Raw genomic sequence first — 20,584 nt, forward strand, 5'->3', positions numbered from 1 at the left:
GTACGGGGAGTCGCGGCAAGTCTAGCGCAGGCGTTCGCGGGCCGGGCCGGGGCCGACGGTGCGGTGCGGCGGCGTTCAGACCGGTCCGCGCGGGCGCGCGCGGCGGGGCGTTGCGAGGGGTCGGCCGGGGTGTCGCCAGGATGGGCAAAGCCGTCTGCGTGCCGATCCCAGCCGGGGGACACGGCAGCAGTGCGGGAGCAGACCCAGCTTCCCGGCAGGCGGCCGGGGCGCGGGTCTATCGCTTCGGATCCGGGCTTCGGCCCTGGTGGCCGCCCCGGTCGCTCGGCATCGGTCCATCGCGCCCGCACAGGCCGTCGCGCAGTCCGCGCAGCATCGCTTGCAGATAGCCCAGGCGCGGGCGCAGGAACACCGCGGTACCGACGAACTTCAGCAGCAGCCGCGGCAGATCCTGCGCGGCCCAGCGCCGCGGCACTTCGGTGCGGCGATACAACAACACCCGGTTGCGCATCATGTAGTACAGCCGGGTCGGGCTGTGCACCACAGTGCGCCAAGGCAACCACGAGGCCAGCGGCATCAGGTCGCCGATGCGGTGCTGCATGCCGGCGTCGCAGACCCCGTACAGGCGGTAGCCGCGATGGCGCGCGCGCGAACTCCATTCGATGTCGACGTTGTCGATGAACAAGCCTTCGTCCATGCCGCCGACCGCGCCGAGGGCGTCCAGCGGCAGCAGGCTGCCGGAGGTGATCAGGAAATCGCAGTCCACCGTCTGTCCCGGTCCGCCGTAGAGCTTGCGGTTGAGCGGGAAGCCGATCCGCACGAACGGCGCGACCGCGCCGGTGCGGGCGTCGCGGAACTGCGGCCCGACCGCAGCCACCGGGCCTTGCGCGCGCAGGCGATCCAGCGCGGCGCGCAGTTGCGCGACCATGTCCGGATCGACCGTGCTGTCCTGGTCCATCAACAGCACATGGCGGTAGCCGGCTTCGCCCGCGGCGCGCGCGGCGTGGTTGATCGCGCTGCCCAGGCCGACGTTGCGCGGCGAGCGGAACACCTCGATGCCGCGCGCGCGCAGCCCTTCGAAGTAAGCGTCCAAAGCAGGGTCGGGGCTGGCGTTGTCGAAGATCTGCAACTGCCCGACCTGGCCCTGCACCGCGGCGACGACGCCGTCGAGCAGGTCGGTCTGCGGGTGATAGGTGACGATGACGGCGCTGACGTCGGCACCGCGGGCGCCGGCGGCGGCCGCGTCGATGACGTTGGGATGCGCGGCCGCGGCGACCATCAACGCAGCCCCAGCAGGTCGCCGACCAGCGAGCCCAGGCCGGCCGAGTAACGCCGGTAGCGGCCGTGGCGCCATTCGTCGCGGATCAGCGGCCAGCGCTGCAGGAAACGCCGCGACAGGCCGAGCCGCAGCTGCAGGTGGTTCAGGCGCTCGTCCAGTACGGCGCGCTTGCCGGGGTCGACCGCCAGGCCGGCGCGGTCGAGGTGCGCGCGCAACGATTCCAGCTTGGCCGCCGTCGCCCGCATGCGCTCGCGGCGCTGCCTGCCGCCGCGCAGGCGCTCGGCCAGGCTGCGCGGGTGGGCGCCGATCGGGTCGCTGCCGTGTTGCCGGTAATCCATGGTCGCCGCCTCGATGCAGTCGATGCGGCCGGTCGCGGCGGCGATCAGCGCCAGCCATTCGTGGTGGGCTCCGCTCAGGCGGCCGGCGCCGGGTCCCGGCCCAGCCGACAGGTTGGGCGCTGGCCCGTTCGGAACAGACCCGTTAGGAACAGACCCGTTCGGAACACACCCGTTAGGAACACATCCGTTAGGAATCGGCAACGCGCGGTCGATCAGCTCGCGCCGCACCGCCATGGTCGCGCCGGCGACGATGTTGCGCCGGAGCAGCACCTCGAAGCCGCGGCCCTGGTGCAGGGCCTGCAGCTCGGCCTCGGCGACCTCCAGGGCATCGAACACGCGCTTGCCCAGGTCTCGCCCCGCTCCGTCGATCACCCGCGAATCGCTGTACAAGGCGATCAGATCGGCCTCGGCGCGGAAGCGCTCGACGAAGTCGGCGATCTTGTTCGGATGCCAGACGTCGTCCTGGTCGCACAGGAACACCAGCCCGCCGCCGGCTCGGGCCAGCGCCGCCTCGAAGTTGCGCAGGTAGCCCAGGTTGCGCGGATTGCGCTGCAGATCGACCTCGATGCCGCGCGCTCGGGCGCGCGCGGCGAAGGCTTCGAGCAGGGTCCAACTGGCGTCGCTGGAGGCGTCGTCGGCGATCGTCACCCGGTCCGGCGTGCGCTCCTGGGCGAGCAGGCTGTCGAGCTGGGCGCTGAGGTAGCGCGCGCCGTTGTAGGTGCACAGCACCACGTTGACGCGCAGCGCCGGATCGGCGTGGCTGTCGAAGCGGTTCATCGCCCGGCTCCGCGACCCGCCCGCGCGCGCAGCGGCGACGGCGCAGAAACGGCCAATGGAGTACGGGCGGCAGGCACGGCGGACGGGACTCGCGGCGGGTCGGGGCCGGCATTATCGCCCAGCGCGCCGGCGACGCGTGTTCAGCCGCGGTCCAGGACGCCCGAGTCCAGCAGTTTGGGACTCAGGGCGCTCAGTTCGAGGCGGCTTCGGCGCTGCGCACCCGCGCCGCCAGTTCGCCCAGACCCGGCGTGGCGGCATCGAGCGCACGCGCGGCGTCGACCGCCGCCCGCGCCGCCCGCAGTTCGCCGGCGCCCAGGCGCTCGTCGCCGACCGCGACCCAGCGTTGGGCCAGGCGCGCGGCCGCCTCGCGCACCGCGCCGCCGCCGCCCTCCAGGGTGCGGCGCGCGGCCAGGCATTCGCCGGCGCGCGAGAGCCGGTTGCCGCTGAGTTCGCGCTCGAAGCAACGCCGCGCCGCCGGCAGCAGGCGCGCCGCGGCGGCGCGCACCGCCGGGTCCTGCGGCGCGATCGCCTGCGCCGCGCGCAGCTTGTCGTAGGCGCTGTCGCCGGGCGGGGTCAGCAAGTCGCCGCGCTGTTCGGCCGCCGCGGCCTCGGCCAACAGCCGCTGCAAGGACTGCCGGCGCAGGACCGGCGGTTCCTGCTGCAGGCGCTTGCGCGATTCGCGCGCGCGCTCCAGGTGCTGGCGCGCGCTCGCCACCGCGGGCGCGTCGACCGCCAGCGCGCGGGCGCGGGACAGCTCGATCTGGGCCTGGGCGAGCTGGAAGTCGGCGGCGTAGCGCTCGCTGCGCGCGGCGTGCGCTTCGGCCACCTGGATCAGGCCGCGGCGCGCCGCTTCATCGTCCGGATGCACCGCGAGCAGATCCTGGTAACCGGCCGCGGCCTGCTCCAGGCGTCCGCGCCGCAGCGCGCGCTCGCTGTCGCGACGGTGGCGCTCGACCTGGGTTTCCAGCTGCGCCAGCGCGTCCGGCAGGTCGGCATGGCCGGCATCGGCGGCCTGCACCCGCTGCACCCCCTGCGCGCCGCGCGCCAGTTCGCCGCGCTGCAGGGCGGCGCGCGCCTGTTGCAGCAGATCGGCCAGGGTGTCGTCGCGTCCTTCCAGGGCGGCATCGTGCTGCGGCTGCAGTTCCAGCACGCGTTGGTACAACGGCAGCGCCGCGTCGGGCTCGCCGTCGAGCCGGCCTTGCGCGCGCGCGGCGGCAGCGGCGGCGACCAGCCGGTCCAGCCCGGCGTGCGCGGCTTCGCGCTCGCGCAACTTTTGCGCCAGCGGTTCGACCCGGTCGCGCGGGGTGGCCAGTTCGCGCGCCAGGCTCAGGCGCTCGCGCGCCTGGTCGAAACGGCCGGCGGCGATCGCCGTCTCGGCCTGGGCCAACGCGGCCAGGCCGACCCGGGCCAGGCCGGCGCGGGCGTCGTTGCGGTCCGGGTCCAGCGCCAGCGCGGCTTCGTAAAGTTCGCGCGCGCCGCGACCGTCGGCGGCGCTGAGCCGTCCTTGCGCCAGCGCCTGCGCCGCCTGCTCGCGCAAGACCTGGGCGCGAGTGTCCGGCCACAGCCATTCCGACAGCGCCTGCCGCTCCAGGATCAAGCCCAGCATCGCCACCGCCGCCAGCGCGATGCCGGCACGCAAGCCCCATTGCGGCAGACGCGGCGTTGTCTCGCGCGGCGGCGCCTGGTCGTCGAAACGCAACCGGCTCCAGTCGCCCGGCGACGGCTCGATGCGTACGGGAGAGGCGGGCGACGGCGGATCCGGATTCACCGGCACAGGATAGCGCCGGCGCATGACCGCCGCGTCGCGATCGCGATGCCGGTGCGATGCGGCGCACTGGCCGCACCGCGGTCTCGTCGACGCGGGTCACAGCGACGGTTCGTGCCGGCGGTCGCGCCGGTTCAGTGCCGCTGCGCGTACTCCACGCCCGGCAGCGCCGACAGCTTGCCGAGCAGGGTCGACAACTGGCCGTAGTCGGCCACCCGCAGCCGCAGCCGCAGCCGGACCTGCGCGCCGTTGCGCTCGACGTCGCTGCGAATGCTGATCACGTGGGCATTGCCCTGGGCGATCACGTTGCTGACTTCCTTCAGCAGCCACTTGCGGTCCAGCGCCAGCACCTCGATGTCGATTTCGTAGCCGCTGCCCTTGCGTCCCCACTCCACCGGCAGCACCCGCTGCGGTTGCGCCGCGGCCAGGCGCTCGAACGCGGCGCAGCTCGGGCGATGCACGCTGACGCCGCGGCCGCGGGTCAGGTAGCCGACGATCGGCTCGCCCGGCAGCGGCTGGCAGCAGCGCGCCAGTTGCACCAGCAGGTTGCCGATGCCCTCGACGGTGAAGTCGGTGCTCTTGCCGGCGGTCTTGCGCGGCGCCGGCGGGGTCAGCACGGTCGTGGTGCCGGCGCCGGTGCCCGGCGCGGCCAGGGCCCGTTCGTGCTCGAGCAGGGCGCGGCCGACCTGATGCGGCCCCAGGTCGCCGAGCGCGACCTGCACGTACAGGTCGCCGTCGTTGGCCAGATTGAAGCGCTCGCGCGCCGGCGCCAGATCGGCGCCGAGCAGGCCGAGCCGGCGCAGTTCCTTGTCGAGCAGTTCGCGTCCGGCGCTCTCGTTGCGCGAGCGGTCGAGCTTGTGGAACCAGGTCCGCACCTTCTCGCGCGAACGGTTGCTGGCCAGGAAGCCGTTCGCCGCCACCAGCCAGTCGCGGCGCGGCTCGCCGGTCTTGGCGGTGAGGATCTCGACTCGGTCGCCGCTGCGCAGCTTGTGGTCCAGCGGCACGATCCGGCCGTCGACCTTGGCGCCGCGGCAGCGATGGCCGACCTCGGTATGCACGTGATAGGCGAAGTCCAGCGGCGTGGCCCCGGCCGGCAGGTCGATCACCTCGCCCTTGGGGGTGAGCACGTAGACCCGGTCCTCGACCAGTTCGGTGTCCAGCTCGCTGGCCAGCGCGGCCTCGTCGCCGCCCTTGGCGTCGAGCAGGCGGCGCATCCAGGCGATCTTGCGGTCGAACGCGGCGTCGGCGCTGTGGCTGCCGACTTCCTTGTACTTCCAGTGCGCGGCCACGCCGAGCTCGGCCTGGCGGTGCATCTCGTGGGTGCGGATCTGCACTTCCAGGGTCTTGCCTTCCGGCCCGACCACGGCGGTGTGCAGCGAGCGGTAATCGTTGCGCTTGGGCCGGGCGATGTAATCGTCGAACTCGCTCGGGATCGGCGTCCACTGCGCGTGGACCACGCCGAGCGCGGCGTAGCACGAGGCCAGGTCGTCGACCAGCACCCGCACCGCGCGCAGGTCGTAGAGCTCGCCGATCGGCACGTCCTTGCGCTGCATCTTCTTCCAGATGCTGTAGATGTGCTTGGGCCGGCCGGCGACGTCGGCCTGCACGCCCTGCGCCGCCATCGCTTCGCGCAGGGTGCGCTTGACCTGCTCGATGTAGCGCTCGCGGTCGCCGCGCTTCTCGTCGAGCAGGCGGGCGATCTTCTGGTAGGTCTGCGGCTCCAGGTAGCGGAACGCCAGGTCCTCCAGCTCCCACTTGAGCTGCCAGATGCCGAGCCGGTTGGCCAGCGGGGCGTGGATGTCGCGGGTCAGCGCGGCCAGTTCGCGGCGCGTGTCCGGCGCCAGCCGGTCGGCATGGCGCATCCGCGCGAGCTGCCGCGCGAGCAGGATCGGCACCACCCGCAGGTCGCGCACGATCGCCAGCAGCAGCCGGCGCAGGCCCTCGGTGCCGGAGCGGCGACCTTGTTCGGCGTGCAGCGCCCAGACCTGGCCGGCGGCGCGCTGGCCGTCGAGCAGCGCCGCGACCACCGGGAAGTCGCGCTCCAGCCCCGGCCCCAGCGCCGCCGCCCAGCCCGGAAAGGCGTGCAGGATCGCGGCCGCGACGGTGTCGCTGTCGGCGTCGAGCATGGCCAGCGCGTCCAGGGTCGCCACGACCACCTCCGGCGCATCCAGCGCGCCCTCGCCCGCCTGCGCCTGGGCCGCCGCCGCGGTCAGCGCCTTACGCAAGGGCGCGGCCAGGCTGCGCGCGGCAGGCAGGGCCAGGACATCGGCGGGGACGGGACGGGGTTCGGCGGCGGACGCGTTCACAACGGGAGCGGCTCGGGTGCGAAGCCAGGGGGACCAGCGACTACACTAGCGAGCATCCGTCCCGAGGAACAGCACAGATGTCCGCGATTCACTCCGCCCTGACGCGCCCGCTGCTCGCCGCCTGCATCGCCGCGGCCCTGGCGCTGGCCGCGCCGGCCGCGTTCGCGCAGGCCAAGATCGAGCAGCAGATGAGCGCCGAACAATTCAAGGCCGCCGGCCTGGACCGGCTCAGCCCGGAACAGTTGGCCAACCTGAACGCCTGGCTCAACCGCACCCTCGACAGCGAGACCAGCAAGGCCGTGGTCAAGGCCAAGCAAGAGACCCGCGAGCAGGTCAAGCACGAGAACCGCGGCTTCCTCGGCTCGGGCTCCAGGGAGCCGGTCGAAGCGCGCATGACCGGCCCCTTCACCGGCTTCGAGCGCGGCCAGACCTATGTGCTAGACAACGGCCAGGAATGGCGCCAGGACGACAACGCCAACCTGCCCGGGGTCAAGCTGGACTCGCCGCAGGTGCGCATCACCCCGAGCCTGATCGGCAACGCGTGGTACCTGGCGGTGCAGGGCTACAACACCCGCGCCAAGGTCACCCGCACCAAGTAAGTCCGCGACGCTTTCCTTCCGCCCGTCTTCTGGAGTCTTCCCATGCGTGCGCTGTCCTCGTTGAGCCTTGCCGTCCTGCTCGCCGTTTCCGCCGGCGCGGTCGGCGCCGAACGTCAGTACGTCCCGGTCGAACAGCGCTTCAGCGCCGAGCAGATGAAGGCCACCGGCCTGGACGGCCTGTCGGCCGAGCAGTTGGCCCTGCTCAATCAGTTGCTGAGCCAGGAGCGCACCGCGGTCGTCGCCGAAGCCAAGCGCGAAGTGCTGGCCGAACGCAACGACCCGTTCTCCAAGGTCAAGGCCGACCCGGTCAGCTCGACCGTCAAGGGCGACTTCCGCGGCTTCGCCAACGGCGACGTGATCCAGCTCGAGAACGGCCAGCGCTGGCGGGTGATCGAAGGCTCGCTGTACATCGGCAAGCCGGTCAGCGCGCCCAAGGTCACCATCCGTCCCGGCATGATGGGCGCCTGGTACCTGGAAGTCGAAGGCCAGATCCCGAAGGCCAAGGTCAAGCGGCTGGATTGATTTGAGACGGGAATAGGGAATCGTACGGCTTGTGTAGGAGCGGCGTGAGCCGCGACAAGCGCAGCGGTGCGATACCGCGCCGATGGCCGAAGCCCGCAGCGTCCGGGCTTGGACCACCACGCTTGGGTATGTCGCTGCGGTTGTCGCGGCTTACGCCGCTGCTACAAAGCCCCCAATCCCGAATCCCTAGCTTGAACGCAGCGACGCCAGCCGCTGCGCCAGCTTTTTCGGCGAGACGCCGCCGCGCACGCCCAGTTCCTGGGCGAACAGCGATACTCGCAGCTCCTCGATGTCCCAGCGCAGCGACTGCCAGCCAGCCTGCTGCTCGCGCCCCTGCTCCGCCGCCTGCGCGTAGGCATCGACGAAAGGCTTGAGCTCGAGCATGCGCGCCTGGTCGCGCACCGGATCGCGCAAGGCGCGTTCGCTGCGCACCGACAAGGCCTTCAGATAGCGCGGGTACTCGGCCAATACCGCGGTCGGCACCGCGCGCAGGAAGCCCGGCGGGGTCAGGGTCGCCAGTTGCGCGCGCATGTCGTCGAGGTTGCCGCTGGCCCAGCCCATCAACGGCGATTCCAGCCGCGCGCGCACCTCGGCGACCGCGGTCAGGATGCCCTCGGCCTGCTTCAGCCGCTCCATCGCCTCGCCGAACAGTCGCTTGGCCACCGCTTCGCGGCGCGCTTCGAACGCGGCCGCGTCGCGTACCGCCAGCAGTTCCTCGTCGCTGCCGAACAGCGATTGCAGGGCGCCGTCGACCAGGTCCTCGCGCAGCCGGTCGCCGTCGCGCGGCCGGTCCTGCGCGGCGCGGCCTTGCGGCGTAATGGCCTGCGCGTCGCGGGTCGCCGATACGCGCTCCTGGCGCGGCGCGGCCGATTCGATCGCGGCATACAACAAGCCGGTCTTGGGCTGCACCGGCAGTTGTTTGCGCGCCTGCTTGAGCTTGTCGCCCAGGGCCAGCGTCAGCAGCCGGCGCACGCCGTCGGGGTGGGCGCGCTGCGCCGCGTCGCGCTCGGCGTGCACGCGCAGGGACACGCTGTCGCCGTCGTCGTGCAGGGCCGGGAAGGCCGGCACGCCGGCCGCGCCCGGCACCGACAGCGGTATCGCCTGTTCGGGGAAGGCGGTCAGCCCGCGCTGGCCCAGGCCGTCGGCGGCGCGCGCGGCGAAGGCGCGCGCGGCGCGTTCGCCGAAGCGCGCGCGCAACTCGTCCAGGTCGCGCGACTCGGCCAGTACCGCGCCCTCGCCCTTGCCGCGCCCGCCCGGCGCGTCGAGCAGGCGCAGGTTCATGCGCAGATGCGCTTCGATCGCGTCGGGTTCGAAATCCGTCGCCGCCACCTCCACGCCGGTGAGCTTGCGCAGGAACCGCGCCAGCGTCCCGGCCAGGTCGTCGGCCTCCGGCTTGGGATGGGCCTCGTAGAAGGCCTTGGCGAAGTCCGGCGCCGGCACGAAGTTGCGCCGCAGGATCTTCGGCAGCGACTTGATCAGCGCCGCGGCCTTATCGGCGACGAAGCCCGGCGCCAGCCACGACAGCTGGGCCGGGTCCAGCGCATTGAGCAGGTGCAGCGGCACCGCCAGGGTCATGCCGTCGTCGGCCGCGCCCGGCTCGAAGCGGTAGCGCACCGCCAGCCGCGCGTTGCCCAACTGCAGATAGGGCGGGAAGCGCGCGGCCTCGCTCTCGCCGCCGATCATCAGATCGTCCAGCGACCATTCCAGCGCCGCCTTCTCCGCCGCCGGCAGCTTGCCGTACCACGCGTCCAGCGCCTGCACGTTGTGCGCCTGCGCCGGCAACCGGTCCAGGTACCACTGCGCCATCCATTCCTCGTCGACCACCAGGCCGGCGCGGCGCTGCTTGGCTTCCTCCTCGCGCGCCTTGGCCAGGGTCGCCAGGTTGCGCGCCAGGAACCCGGCGCGGGTGTTGATCTCGCCGGTCACCAGGGCGTCGCGGGCGAAGATCGCCCGGCTTTCTTCCGGATACAGCGCGCCGTAGTGCACCGGCCGCTTCGGCGCCAGCACCAGGCCGAACAGACCGATCTGCTCGCTGCCGACCACCCGCCCCTGCGAACGCGCCCAACGCGGGTCGTGGTGGCGCCGCGACAGCAGGTGCGGCAATTCCTGGATCGCCCAATCCGGCTCGATCGCGGCATTGGTCATCGACCACACCCGCTCGGTGTCGAGCAGGGTCGCCGACAACACCCACGGCGGCGGCTTCTTGGCCAACGGCGAACCGGGGAACAGAGCGAACTTGCGTCCGCGCGGGCCGTCGTACAGCCCCTTGTCGCCGCGGAAACCGATCTGGGTCGGCAGGCCGGCGATCAGGGCGCGGTGCAAAGTGGCGTATGCCTCGGGACTCGGGACTGGGGACTCGGGACTCGAGGAGCTGCGACGGTCCGCTTCTGCGAGGCCCGAGTCCCGAACCCCGAGTCCCGTCTCCTCGCACACCAGCTTCAACTGCCGATGCAGCTCGCGCCATTCGCGCATGCGCAGGAAGCCGAGGAAGTGCTTGTCGCACCAAGCGCGCAGCTTGGACTGGGTCAGTTCCTGATGCGCGGCCTGGTAGGCCTGCCACAGCTTGAGGATGCCGACGAATTCCGAGCGCGGGTCGGCGAACAGCGCGTGCGCGTTGTCGGCCGCGGCGCGCTGGTCGGCCGGGCGTTCGCGCGGGTCCTGGATGCCGAGGAACGAGGCGATCGCGATCATCTCGCGCAGGCAGCCGTGCCGGTCGGCCGCCACCAGCATGCGCGCCAGCTTCACGTCGACCGGCAGGCGCGCCATGGCGCGGCCGATCGCGGTCAGCTTGCGCTGTTCGTCGACCGCACCCAGTTCGCTCAACTGCTGCCAACCGTCGGCGATGGCGCGTCCGTCGGGCGGTTCCAGGAACGGGAACTCCTCGATCTGGCCCAGGCCCAGCGAAAGCATGCGCAGGATCACCCCGGCCAGGGCGGCGCGGCGGATTTCCGGGTCGGTGTAGCGCGGCCGCGATTCGAAATCGGCCTCGCTGTAAAGGCGGTAGCAGGTGCCTTCGCTGATGCGGCCGCAGCGGCCCTTGCGCTGATCGGCGCTGGCCTGGCTGACCGGCTCGATGTGCAGCCGGTCGAGCTTGCCGCGCGGGCTGTAGCGCTTGACCCGGGCCAGGCCCGGGTCGACCACGTAACGGATCCGCGGCACGGTCAGCGAGGTCTCGGCGACGTTGGTCGCCAACACGATGCGCCGCTTCGGCCCGGGGTTGAACACCCGGTCCTGGTCGCGCACCGACAAGCGCGCGTACAGCGGCAGCACTTCGGTCTCGCGGTACTTGCGCCGCTCCAGGGCCTGGTGGGCGTCGCGGATCTCGCGCTCGCCGGACAGGAACACCAGCACGTCGCCGCGCGGATCCTCGCGGGTGATTTCGTCGCAGGCCGCGACGATGCCGTCGTTGACGCTTCGCGCGGGACTCGGGACTCGGGACTCGGGACTCGAAGAGCCGCGACGATCTGCTTCTGCGAGTCCCGAGTCCCGAGTCCCGAGTCCCGCCTCGTCCAAAGGCCGATACCGCACGTTCACCGGATAGCCGCGGCCCTCGACGCTGACCACCGGCGCGCCGCCGAAGTGGGCGGCGAAGCGCTCGGTGTCGATGGTCGCCGAGGTCACGATGACCTTCAGGTCCGAACGCTTTTTCAGCAGCTGCTTCAGATAGCCGAGCAGGAAGTCGATATTGAGGCTGCGCTCGTGCGCCTCGTCGATCAGGATCGTGTCGTAGGCCGACAGCCAGCGGTCGGACTGGATTTCGGCCAGCAGGATGCCGTCGGTCATGAACTTGACCGCGGTGCGTTCGCCGACGTTCTCGTTGAAGCGCACCTGGTAGCCGACCGCGCCGCCGAGCGGGGTGTTCAACTCCTCGGCCACGCGCCGCGCGACCGCGCGCGCGGCGATCCGGCGCGGCTGGGTGCAGCCGATCAGGCCGGCGGCGCCGCGGCCGGCGGCCAGGCACAGCTTCGGCAACTGGGTGGTCTTGCCCGAACCGGTTTCGCCGGCGATCACCACCACCGGATGCTTGCGGATCAGCTCGACGATGGTGTCGGCCCGAGCGGCGATCGGCAGCGACGGGTCGACCGGCGCCTGCGGCAACGCCGCCGCGCGCGCCTGCCGCTGCGCGACCGAGGCGGCCAGGGCCTGGGCGAACGCCGCCTGCGCGGCGGCATCGCCGGGCTTGCCGCTCCAGCGCGACCACAGTCCGTGCAGGCGGCTGCGGTCGCGGCTCAGCGCGCCGTCGATCGCGCGCCGCGCCTGCCGTAACGCGGCGCTCGCATCGCCATGACTAGACTGTTTGGAAGACTCGGTATTCATCGATAGATCGTCTGCATCGCAGCGCTAGAAACAAACCATTTCACATCCGCGGCGACAGCGCCTATTGTCGCCGCTAATGCCGGCACCATATCCGGCAAGCGTCCACCCCATCCGCATCGGAACAGGAGTCCCGCATGGCCAAGTCCACCAAGTCCGACAAGACCAAATCCGGCAAAACCAAGGCCGCCACCCCCGCCCCCTCGCCGGCCCCGGGCGATGGCGCGCCCTCGATCGATATCGGGATCTCCGCGGCCGATCGCAAGACGATCGCCGAAGGCCTGTCGCGCTTCCTGGCCGACAGCTACACCCTGTACCTGAAGACCCACAACTTCCACTGGAACGTGACCGGGCCGATGTTCAACAGCCTGCACGTGATGTTCGAAACCCAGTACACCGAGCAGTGGACCGCGCTGGACGAGATCGCCGAGCGCATCCGCGCCCTGGGCTACAACGCGCCGGGCTCGTACGCCGAATTCGTGCGCCTGAGCTCGATTCCGGAAGAACCGGGCCTGACCGACGCCGCCGACTGGCGCGAAATGGTCCGCCAGTTGGTGGTCGGCAACGAAGCCGTGTGCCGCACCGCGCGCAAGGTACTCGACCAGGCCGACGACGTCGACGACGCGCCGACCGAAGACCTGCTGACCCAGCGCCTGCAGACCCACGAGAAGTACGCCTGGATGCTGCGCTCGCTGCTGCAGTAATCACAGTAATCCCGCCGTCGCGGCAACGGGACCGCGCAGCGTATTGCCGGCGGCCGCGATCGCGGCCGCCGGCGCCTGCATCGCAGGCGCCCCGGACACCCCATCGGGCCCGGCCATGCCTCGCGCCGGCCGGCAGCCGCGCATCATACCGGCCGCGAACCGGCCGTGTCCGTCGTTGTTTAAGGCTTCGCCCGGCCCGGCCGCGGCACCCCATCCGCTGCCCCCAGCCTGAACCGAAGCCCGCACCGACGCCGGATCGGGCCGGATTCCGACCCCGCCGCGCGCCTGGTGCCGACCGGCGCCGCCGGAGCAGCCGTTAAACTAGCGCGCATGTCCCCCGCACTCGAACGGCTCCACCGCGTCTTCGGCCATACCGCGTTCCGCGGCGAGCAGGCGCAGATCGTCCAGCACGTGACCGACGGCGGCGACGCCCTGGTGCTGATGCCCACCGGCGGCGGCAAGTCGCTGTGCTATCAGCTGCCCGCGCTGCTGCGCGAGGGCTGCGGCCTGGTGGTTTCGCCGCTGATCGCGCTGATGCAGGACCAGGTCGAGGCGCTGCGCCAGCTCGGCGTGCGCGCGGCCTACCTCAACTCGACCCTGGACGCGGCCGCCGCGGCCGAGGTCGAACGGCAGTTGCTGGCCGGCGAGCTCGACCTGCTCTACGTCGCGCCCGAGCGGCTGCTGGGCGCGCGCTGCCTGAACCTGATCGACCGCGCCCGGATCGCCCTGTTCGCAATCGACGAGGCCCACTGCGTATCGCAATGGGGCCACGATTTCCGCCCCGAGTACCGCGAACTCACCATCCTCCACGAGCGCTGGCCGCAGATCCCGCGCATCGCCCTGACCGCGACCGCCGACGCGCCGACCCAGCGCGAGATCGCCGAGCGCCTCAACCTGGAGGATGCGCGCCGCTTCGTCAGCTCCTTCGACCGCCCCAACCTGCGCTACCGGGTGGTGCACAAGGACAACGGCAACCGCCAGTTGCTGGACTTTCTGTCCGGCCACCGCGGCGAAAGCGGCATCGTCTACGCCTTCTCGCGGCGCCGGGTCGAAACCGTCGCCGAGCAACTGGTCGCCGCCGGCATCCATGCCCTGCCCTACCACGCCGGCATGGACGCGGCGCTGCGCGCCGGCAACCAGCGCCGCTTCCTGCAGGAGGACGGCGTGGTCATGGTCGCGACCATCGCCTTCGGCATGGGCATCGACAAACCCGATGTGCGCTTCGTCGCCCACGTCGACCTGCCCAAGTCGATCGAAGGCTATTACCAGGAAACCGGCCGCGCCGGCCGCGACGGCGAGCCGGCCGAAGCCTGGCTGTGCTACGGCCTGGGCGACGTGGTCAACCTGCGCCAGCTGATCCAGCAGGGCGAGGCCGGCGAGGAACGCAAGCGCCTGGAGCTGCGCAAGCTCGACTCGCTGCTGGGCTATTGCGAGTCCACCGAGTGCCGGCGGCAGTCGCTGCTGGGCTGGTTCGGCGAAGCCCACGCCGGCGCCTGCGGCAATTGCGACAACTGCCTGGATCCGCCGCGCAGCTGGGACGGCACCGAAGCCGCGCGCAAGGCCCTGTCCTGCGTCTACCGCACCGGCCAGCGCTTCGGCGCCGGCCATGTCATCGACGTGCTGCGCGGAGTCGAGAACGAAAAGATCTCGCGCTTCGGCCACCAGTCGCTGAGCACTTACGGCATCGGCCGCGACCTCGACGCGCGCCAGTGGAGCAGCGTGTTCCGCCAACTGGTCGCCGCCGGCCTGCTCGAGGCCGACATCGAACGTCACGGCGCGCTGCGCCTGACCGCGGCCAGCGCGCCGGTGCTGCGCGGCGAGCGCAGCCTGCGCTTCCGCGCCGAAACCGCCAAGGCCAGCGGCGGCGCGCGCCGCTCGCGCAACGGCGGCGGCGCGGCGGCGGCCGCGGCGATGGAACTGGACGAGGACGCCATGGTGCGTTTCAACGCCTTGCGCGAGTGGCGCTCGAGCACCGCGCGCGAGCAGAACGTGCCGGCCTACGTGATCTTCCACGACGCCACCCTGCGCGCGATCGCCGAACACGCACCGGAAGACCTGGACGAACTCGGCCGCATCCCCGGCATCGGCGCCAGCAAGCTCGAGCGCTACGGCGATGCGGTGCTGCAGCACCTGTTCGACCACAGCTGAGGCTAAGCAGGCTAAGGGGACGGAGGGGTTAAGCAGGGCTTAACCCCGTCCCTTCGCGGGCTCACTGCAGCCGGTAGGAGAAGGTCAGGTTCCAGCGCGGCTTGCGGTCGTCGGTTTCCAAAGGCAGATCCGCGGTCGGCTTGGCGTAGGCGAAATCGACGTTGTAGTGGCGGTTGTCCGACAGCCGCACGCCCAGGCCGACCGAGCCCAGGTCGTCGATCGGCGGCGTGCCCGCGTTCGACGACACCCGCGCGTGTTGCACCACCAGGTACGGCACCACCGATTTCATCCAACGCGCCTGCGGGCGGAAGTTGCGGCTCAACTCCAGCGATGCGCCCCAGCCCTTGTCGCCGGTGGCTTCGCCGGGGTCGTAGGCCAGGGCGAAACGCGAGGCGCCGAAGCTGATCTGTTCCGAGGAGGGCAGCCGGTCGCGGCTGTACTGCCCGGTCGCGCGCAGCACCGCCAGGTAGCGCTGCTCCTGCCAGCTGCGGCTGTGCGCCAGGCCCAGGCTGTAACGGGTGAAGGCCACGTCGCTGGGCGCCGGCAGTTGCACGCCGGGCAGGTTGGTCAGGGCCGCCGATTGCGCGCCCCAGGCGTCGAAGCCGCGGCCGACCGCCAGGCTGACCTGGCTGGCGCGGTCCTTCTTGGCCTGGGCGTAGTCCAGCGACACCTGCGCCACCCGGGTGCGCGAGCGCTGGTCCAGCCAGACGCCGTTGTCGAGGTTGCGATAGAGGTCGGACTGGTTGGCGCCGTACAGGCCGGCGCCGACGAACAGCGAGCGCTCGGTGCGCAGCAGGATCGGATAGCGCGCGCCCAGCGCCAGCCGGTCCTGCTCGACCCGATGATCGAGGAACGCCGGCAGCGGGCTGCGCGTGGCCGGCTCGCCGCGATAGCGCGAGGCGTCGGCGCGGCCGGTCCAACCGTCGCTGCCGAACAATTGCGAATAGCCCGCGCCGTAGAACCGCTCGTCGCCGCGCCCGTCCGGGTACAGCGCCGACAGCGTCCATTGCTCGGCCAGCGGGGTCAGCGCATTGAGGCTGAGATTGACCAGGCCCTGGGTGCCGGGATGGTTGAACTCCAGCGCCCAGGTCGCGTCGTAGCGCTTGGCGGCGACGTTCAGTTCCAGCGTGGTCGCGCCGTCGGTGGTGGTCGGCGCCGGCACGTTGATGCCCAGGGTCGCCCCGGGCAGGAAACCGAGAATCTGGGTGTAGCGCTCGAAGGTCGCCTGGCGCAGCGGACGGTCGTCGAGGATGCGCTGGGCGATCGCGCGGATCTTGCGCTCCAGCTTGCCCGGCTTGCCGCTCAGGCGCAGTTGGGCGACATAGCCCTCGACCGCGATGATCCGCACCACGCCGTCGGCGAAATCCTGGGTCGGCACGTAGCAGAACGACAGCGCATAGCCTCGCTTGCGGTACAGATCGCTGCAGGACTGCGCGGCCGTCAGCAGTTGCGCGACGGTGACGGTCTTGCCGGCGAGCGGGCTGAACAAGGCGGCGATGCTGTCGGCCGGAACCGACTTGACCCCGGACACGTCGAACCGGCTCGGGGTGAGCTGCAAGGCCAGCAAGGCCTCCATTTCCGGGTTCTGTTGCGGCGCCACGGTGGTGCGCACCGCCGGTTCGGCGCGCGGCGCGGGCGCCTGGGGCAGGGTCTGCAAGGGATTGCCGGTCGGCAATCGGGTCTGGGAATACGCCGGGGCTGCGCCGCCTGCCGCCAGCGCCAACGCGAGTAAGCAATGCCGCTCCCACGCACTCGTCCGCATGCACGACCCCTGTTCGTTGCGCCGGGCGCAGGCTATGCCGTGCCGCCCTCACCTTCCTCGTGCGCGACGCCGCGTCGTGGTCCTTGCGGCGCCGTCGCGATGCAGCCGATGGCTGCATCGCATCGTTCCCGAGCGAGCGTGATGCCGGCGTCGCGACGCGGGAACGGACTCGGCATCCGTTCCCGCGCGCACGCTCCCCTGCTCATTCGTTACTTCTTGCGGCCCAACAGACCGGTGCCGAGCAGGCCGCCCTTGCCGTCGGTGCCGCTGACCGCGCCGCCGAGCAGGCCGCCGTTCTGGTTGTTGAGCGGAGTCGCCGCCGCCGCGCCGTTGACCACCGTATTCAAGGCCTGGGTCACCGGCTGCAGCACGCCGCCGTTGGTCGCCGCCGCGGCGGTGCCGCCGACCGTGGTCACCACACCGCCGACGCTGGATACCGCACCGCCGAGCGCGCTGGTCGCCGGCGCCAACGGCGTCGACGCGCCGGTGCTGGCGACCGCGGCGCCGAGGTTGCCGACCGTGCCGCCGACCCCGGCGACGCCGCCGGCTGCCGAGCCGACGGTGATGCCGACCGGATTGGCGATGCTGCCGGCATTGCCCATGCCCGCGGTGATGCCGGCGCCGACCGTGCCGAGGTTGCCGCTGACGCCCTGCACCGCGCCGCCGACCAGGCCGGCCGCGCCGCCCGGTACCGGCGCCGCGGCGATCTGGCCGCCGAGCGTGCCGCCGGCGGCGGCCACGCCCGAGGTCACCCCGCCGACGCTGCGCGAGACATTGGCGACCAGATTGCCGCCGCCGTTGCCGCCGGTGGTACCGCCGTTGGCCTGACCGATGCCGGCGACCGGATTGAGGATGCCGCTGACCGCACCGGTCAGGGCCGTACCCGTCGGACCTTCGACCAAGCCGCCGACCTTGCCGCCGGTGGTCTTGATCGCACCGCCCGCGGTCGATACCAGGCTGCCGGCCGCGCTGGTCAGCGGCTGGATCGGCGAGCCCTGGAAGGCGCCGACCGTGGCTACGGTCTTGCCCAGATCGTCGACCGTGGTGCCGGCGTTGATCACCACCGTATCCAGGCCGGCCGCGGTGGCGCCGACCGGATTGGCGATGTTGCCGGTCTGGCCCAGGCCGCCGCTGGTCGCCGTGCCGAGGCTGCTGACGGTCTTGCCGAGATCGTCGACGACCGTGGCCAAGCCGTTGGTCGTCGGGGTGCTGCCGCCGAGCAGGGCCTGGTTGGGAATCTGTCCGCTGAGGCCGCTGATCGCGCCGCCGACGCTGTTGAGCAGGTTGCCGCCGGTGGTCGCGACCGAACCGATCGGATTGCCCGGCACCGAGGTGCCCGTGCCGGGGCTGCCCGGACCGCCGGGGGTCCCGCCGCCGCCACCCCCACCGCCACCCCCACCGGAACCGCCGCCGCCCGAGCCGCCGCCGCCGGAACCGCCGCCACCGGAGCCGCCACCGCCCGAACCGCCGCCACCGGAGCCGCCGCCGCCCGAGCCGCTGCCGTCGCCGCCGCCCGCACCGGGGTTGAAACTCGATTTGACGCCGCCGGAACCGGAGCAGCCGGTGGTCGATACCGTCGCCGCCGCGATGCACGCGGCGAGCAGGCTATAGGAAAGGGCCTTGAGCAAGGTCTGAGAGTCCATCACGTCCTCCTGTGGCGGCGTGCGGCCGCCTCGTGCCTGAGATGGTCAGCCAGGCCGCGCTCGCTGGGGGCACGTCATCGGGCCAGGCATCGATAACACACGTTCGGGGTGCTTTTAGGTGTGTATCGCGATTTAGCCTGCTCCCATTCATCGCAAATAAAACGTGACGAAAGCCACATTTATAGATAGAAGCACTTCGCTTTCTGACAGCCGGCATTTGTCGTGAGCGAAGGTGATTTTCGTTCATTTTCACGCGCTGAAACGCGAACTTCCCGGGCGACAGGACACCGTCGGGACGGCAGAGGCTCGGCCGGATCCCTAGCCCTCGGCCCGCGTCGAGCGTCGGCGGATCAACGACCACCCGAACGTGCTCCATGCGTGTACGTACGCAGGCAGGCCGCAACGCCGCCCGCGAAGCGGCACAGCGAAACTTTCCAGGCATTCATTACGCAATTTGCGCATCAACTACGCATCGTCGGCAATCGCTTTACTCACCGCGGCACGGACGGCCGCGCTCACCACACCAGTTCGCCGCGGATCGTCGCCTGCACCGCGCCGCCGATCCAGACCTCGCCGTCGTCTTCCACGCGCACCTCGACCCAACCGTCGCGTCCGACTTCGCGGCCCTGGCTGACCCGATACGCGCTGCCGGAAGCGATGCGTCCGGCGTCGAGCAGGGCCGCGGCGATCGCCGCATTGGCGCTGCCGGTGACCGGGTCTTCGTCGATGCCGTCGCTGGGGCAGAACGCGCGCGCCGTGTAGTGCGCGCCGTCGGCGCCGTCGCTGCGGGCGAACACCGCCACTCCGAGCGCATCGCCGTCGGTAGCGGCGCGGATCGCGGCGAAGTCGGCGCGCAGACCGCGCACGCCGGCTTCGTCGGCGAGTTCCAGCAGCCACCAGCGCGGCCCGTTGTCCCACAAACGCAAGCCGAGCGCGCCGCGCGCGATGCCGGCGAAGGCCCGCTCGAGCGCGAATCGGCGCGCCTGGTCGGCGGCGCAAGGCCGCGCACGCGGCGCGCGCACGGCGATGCGAATGCCGTTCTCGTCGCGCCGCACGCGCACCGGCAGGCGGCCGGCTGCGCAGTCCTGCAACAGGCTGTCGGCATCGGCCGGCACCAATCCCGCATCGAGCGCCGCCCAGGCCGCACCGACGCTGGGATGGCCGGCGAACGGCAGTTCTTGGGTCGGGGTGAAGATGCGCACGCGGTAGTCGGCGCCGGGGCCCGGCGGCAACAGGAAGATGGTTTCCGGCAAATGGGTCCAGGCGGCGAACGATTGCATCCGCGCCGAGTCCAGATCGTCCGCGTCCAGCACCACCGCGAGCGGATTGCCGGCGCCGATGCGTTCGGCGAATACGTCCAGTTGCAGATAGCGGCGCGGCTTCATGCGCGCAGCCTAACGGTTATCGCCGCGGCTCGCCGGAGATCGGCGATCGGTACGCGCTGCATGCTCAAGTGCCGCGCAGCCAAACCGCGCTGCGCGACAAGAGGGAAGGCGCGGCCGAACGGCCGCACCTCGCGGCAAAAAGGGACGGCGCGGCCTAACGGCCCGGCCGCACCGTCCGCCGTCGCTCAATCGCAGTACCAGGTGCGCTTGTCGTAGGTCGCGGTGCGGTCGCCCCAGGACAGGTATTCGCCGCTGCAGTGCGCGGTCGCGCCGCCGACGACTTCGCCGTCCGGGCCGAAATAGGTGATCGAATAACCCTCGCCCGGCGGCGCGGCCAAGACGTTGCCGGCCAGCGCGAGCGCGCCGGCGAACGCGGCCACGGCCGCGGCGGTGATCAAGTGACGCATGTGAGTCTCTCCTGTCGTGACGACGATCGATAAGACGACTGCGCCCATGCGGCGCGCGCGACCGCTTGCGCGGACGGAAGGCCCGCGCAGGCGGGCCCTCCGGCGACGCGACCGTCGCAATGGCCGGCATGGGTCCGGCGCGCGGGACTCAGCTCTCGACCGCGCAGCCCTGCACGAAGCGCTTGTTCTCGGTGACCACGCCCCAGCGGCCGTCGGCGGCGCCGCAGCCCGCGGTCCACTTGCCGACCTGCGCGCCTTCGGCGTCGTAGTAGTACCAGGTGCCCTGCCAGCTGTTGGCCAGTGCATTGAACGACACGCTACCCGCCAGCGCCACCGCGAACACGGCAGCGAACATTCCGATACGACGCATGCAGTCTCTCCCTTTGGTGCGGCGCTCATTCGCCGCTCGCGCACCATAGGCCAGCCCTGTCGCACCGGCATAAAACCGGCGTTAAGCGATTGTGACCACTTTTCGCAAACGTGATTGCTATCGCGATTGCCGCGAAATGCGGCGAAACGCAGCCGTCGCCCCAGCCTGGAGCACGGCCTCGCCGCCCGTAGGAGCGGCGTGAGCCGCGACGCGGAACTGGCAACACATGCCGATTACGAGCTCGCACATCGAAACCGCGCACTGGATGCAGCGGCAAGAGCAAATCCCCCCTGCCCCCCTTTTTCAA

Annotated in this window: 14 protein-coding genes; 4 read left to right on the top strand and 10 right to left on the bottom strand. The window is 71.5% G+C overall.

Annotation, left to right across the window (positions count from 1 at the left end):
- Nucleotides 1-235 precede the first annotated feature (235 nt).
- The 4 genes from AC3A57_RS20405 to AC3A57_RS20420 form a co-directional block, all read right to left on the bottom strand.
- Complete coding sequence (locus tag AC3A57_RS20405) at nucleotides 236-1,237, bottom strand: glycosyltransferase family 2 protein (RefSeq protein WP_487580575.1); 1,002 nt, start codon at nucleotides 1,235-1,237, stop codon at nucleotides 236-238.
- Nucleotides 1,237-2,352, bottom strand: a complete 1,116-nt coding sequence (locus tag AC3A57_RS20410; protein ID WP_487580576.1) for a glycosyltransferase — start codon at nucleotides 2,350-2,352, stop codon at nucleotides 1,237-1,239. The genes AC3A57_RS20405 and AC3A57_RS20410 overlap by 1 nt, the downstream gene beginning before the upstream one ends.
- Nucleotides 2,353-2,542: 190 nt before the next feature.
- Complete coding sequence (locus tag AC3A57_RS20415; RefSeq protein ID WP_487580577.1) at nucleotides 2,543-4,120, bottom strand: tetratricopeptide repeat protein; 1,578 nt, start codon at nucleotides 4,118-4,120, stop codon at nucleotides 2,543-2,545.
- A 131-nt stretch (nucleotides 4,121-4,251) separates the two neighbouring features.
- Nucleotides 4,252-6,423, bottom strand: a complete 2,172-nt coding sequence (locus AC3A57_RS20420; protein ID WP_487580578.1) for a RelA/SpoT family protein — start codon at nucleotides 6,421-6,423, stop codon at nucleotides 4,252-4,254.
- Nucleotides 6,424-6,500: 77 nt separating this feature from the next.
- Between AC3A57_RS20420 and AC3A57_RS20425 the strand changes: the two genes are divergently transcribed.
- Together AC3A57_RS20425 and AC3A57_RS20430 are read left to right on the top strand one after the other, a co-directional pair.
- Nucleotides 6,501-7,022, top strand: coding sequence for a hypothetical protein (locus tag AC3A57_RS20425; RefSeq protein ID WP_487580579.1), 522 nt, complete (start codon nucleotides 6,501-6,503; stop codon nucleotides 7,020-7,022).
- Between the two features lie 42 nt (nucleotides 7,023-7,064).
- Nucleotides 7,065-7,544: a hypothetical protein gene (locus AC3A57_RS20430; protein ID WP_221671473.1), complete on the top strand. Its 480-nt coding sequence runs from the start codon at nucleotides 7,065-7,067 to the stop codon at nucleotides 7,542-7,544.
- Nucleotides 7,545-7,730: 186 nt separating this feature from the next.
- Here AC3A57_RS20430 and hrpA read toward each other — a convergent pair whose 3' ends face one another.
- Nucleotides 7,731-11,861: an ATP-dependent RNA helicase HrpA gene (gene hrpA, locus AC3A57_RS20435; protein WP_487580580.1), complete on the bottom strand. Its 4,131-nt coding sequence runs from the start codon at nucleotides 11,859-11,861 to the stop codon at nucleotides 7,731-7,733.
- 134 nt (nucleotides 11,862-11,995) lie between these two features.
- Between hrpA and AC3A57_RS20440 the strand changes: the two genes are divergently transcribed.
- Nucleotides 11,996-12,562 carry a Dps family protein gene (locus AC3A57_RS20440; RefSeq protein ID WP_487580581.1) on the top strand — a complete coding sequence of 189 codons (567 nt, stop codon included), beginning with the start codon at nucleotides 11,996-11,998 and terminating at the stop codon, nucleotides 12,560-12,562.
- Nucleotides 12,563-12,892: 330 nt separating this feature from the next.
- Entirely contained in the window at nucleotides 12,893-14,710 is a 1,818-nt protein-coding gene (gene recQ, locus AC3A57_RS20445) for a DNA helicase RecQ (protein ID WP_487580582.1), read from the top strand.
- A gap of 61 nt (nucleotides 14,711-14,771) precedes the next feature.
- Here the strand turns inward: recQ and AC3A57_RS20450 are convergent, their stop codons facing one another.
- The 5 genes from AC3A57_RS20450 to AC3A57_RS20470 form a co-directional block, all read right to left on the bottom strand.
- Nucleotides 14,772-16,472 (bottom strand): ShlB/FhaC/HecB family hemolysin secretion/activation protein, encoded by a 1,701-nt coding sequence (locus AC3A57_RS20450; RefSeq protein WP_487580583.1) that lies wholly within the window; start codon nucleotides 16,470-16,472, stop codon nucleotides 14,772-14,774.
- Between the two features lie 209 nt (nucleotides 16,473-16,681).
- Nucleotides 16,682-18,115 carry a collagen-like triple helix repeat-containing protein gene (locus tag AC3A57_RS20455; protein WP_487580584.1) on the bottom strand — a complete coding sequence of 478 codons (1,434 nt, stop codon included), beginning with the start codon at nucleotides 18,113-18,115 and terminating at the stop codon, nucleotides 16,682-16,684.
- Nucleotides 18,116-18,630: 515 nt separating this feature from the next.
- Entirely contained in the window at nucleotides 18,631-19,500 is an 870-nt protein-coding gene (locus tag AC3A57_RS20460) for a PhzF family phenazine biosynthesis protein (RefSeq protein ID WP_487580585.1), read from the bottom strand.
- 185 nt (nucleotides 19,501-19,685) lie between these two features.
- Nucleotides 19,686-19,907: a DUF6289 family protein gene (locus AC3A57_RS20465; protein WP_487580586.1), complete on the bottom strand. Its 222-nt coding sequence runs from the start codon at nucleotides 19,905-19,907 to the stop codon at nucleotides 19,686-19,688.
- A 148-nt stretch (nucleotides 19,908-20,055) separates the two neighbouring features.
- On the bottom strand, nucleotides 20,056-20,277 hold the full coding sequence (locus AC3A57_RS20470) for a DUF6289 family protein (RefSeq protein WP_487580587.1): 222 nt from the start codon (nucleotides 20,275-20,277) through the stop codon (nucleotides 20,056-20,058).
- Nucleotides 20,278-20,584: the final 307 nt, after the last annotated feature.

Source organism: Lysobacter sp. Soil_C_15 (genome assembly GCF_057657315.1).

Coding starts and splice junctions, on each gene's coding strand:
- AC3A57_RS20405 (WP_487580575.1), bottom strand. CDS start 1,237: ATGGTCGCCGCGGCCGCGCATCCCAACGTCATCGACGCGGCCGCCGCC.
- AC3A57_RS20410 (WP_487580576.1), bottom strand. CDS start 2,352: ATGAACCGCTTCGACAGCCACGCCGATCCGGCGCTGCGCGTCAACGTG.
- AC3A57_RS20425 (WP_487580579.1), top strand. CDS start 6,501: ATGTCCGCGATTCACTCCGCCCTGACGCGCCCGCTGCTCGCCGCCTGC.
- AC3A57_RS20430 (WP_221671473.1), top strand. CDS start 7,065: ATGCGTGCGCTGTCCTCGTTGAGCCTTGCCGTCCTGCTCGCCGTTTCC.
- hrpA (WP_487580580.1), bottom strand. CDS start 11,861: ATGAATACCGAGTCTTCCAAACAGTCTAGTCATGGCGATGCGAGCGCC.
- AC3A57_RS20440 (WP_487580581.1), top strand. CDS start 11,996: ATGGCCAAGTCCACCAAGTCCGACAAGACCAAATCCGGCAAAACCAAG.
- recQ (WP_487580582.1), top strand. CDS start 12,893: ATGTCCCCCGCACTCGAACGGCTCCACCGCGTCTTCGGCCATACCGCG.
- AC3A57_RS20450 (WP_487580583.1), bottom strand. CDS start 16,472: ATGCGGACGAGTGCGTGGGAGCGGCATTGCTTACTCGCGTTGGCGCTG.
- AC3A57_RS20455 (WP_487580584.1), bottom strand. CDS start 18,115: ATGGACTCTCAGACCTTGCTCAAGGCCCTTTCCTATAGCCTGCTCGCC.
- AC3A57_RS20460 (WP_487580585.1), bottom strand. CDS start 19,500: ATGAAGCCGCGCCGCTATCTGCAACTGGACGTATTCGCCGAACGCATC.
- AC3A57_RS20465 (WP_487580586.1), bottom strand. CDS start 19,907: ATGCGTCACTTGATCACCGCCGCGGCCGTGGCCGCGTTCGCCGGCGCG.
- AC3A57_RS20470 (WP_487580587.1), bottom strand. CDS start 20,277: ATGCGTCGTATCGGAATGTTCGCTGCCGTGTTCGCGGTGGCGCTGGCG.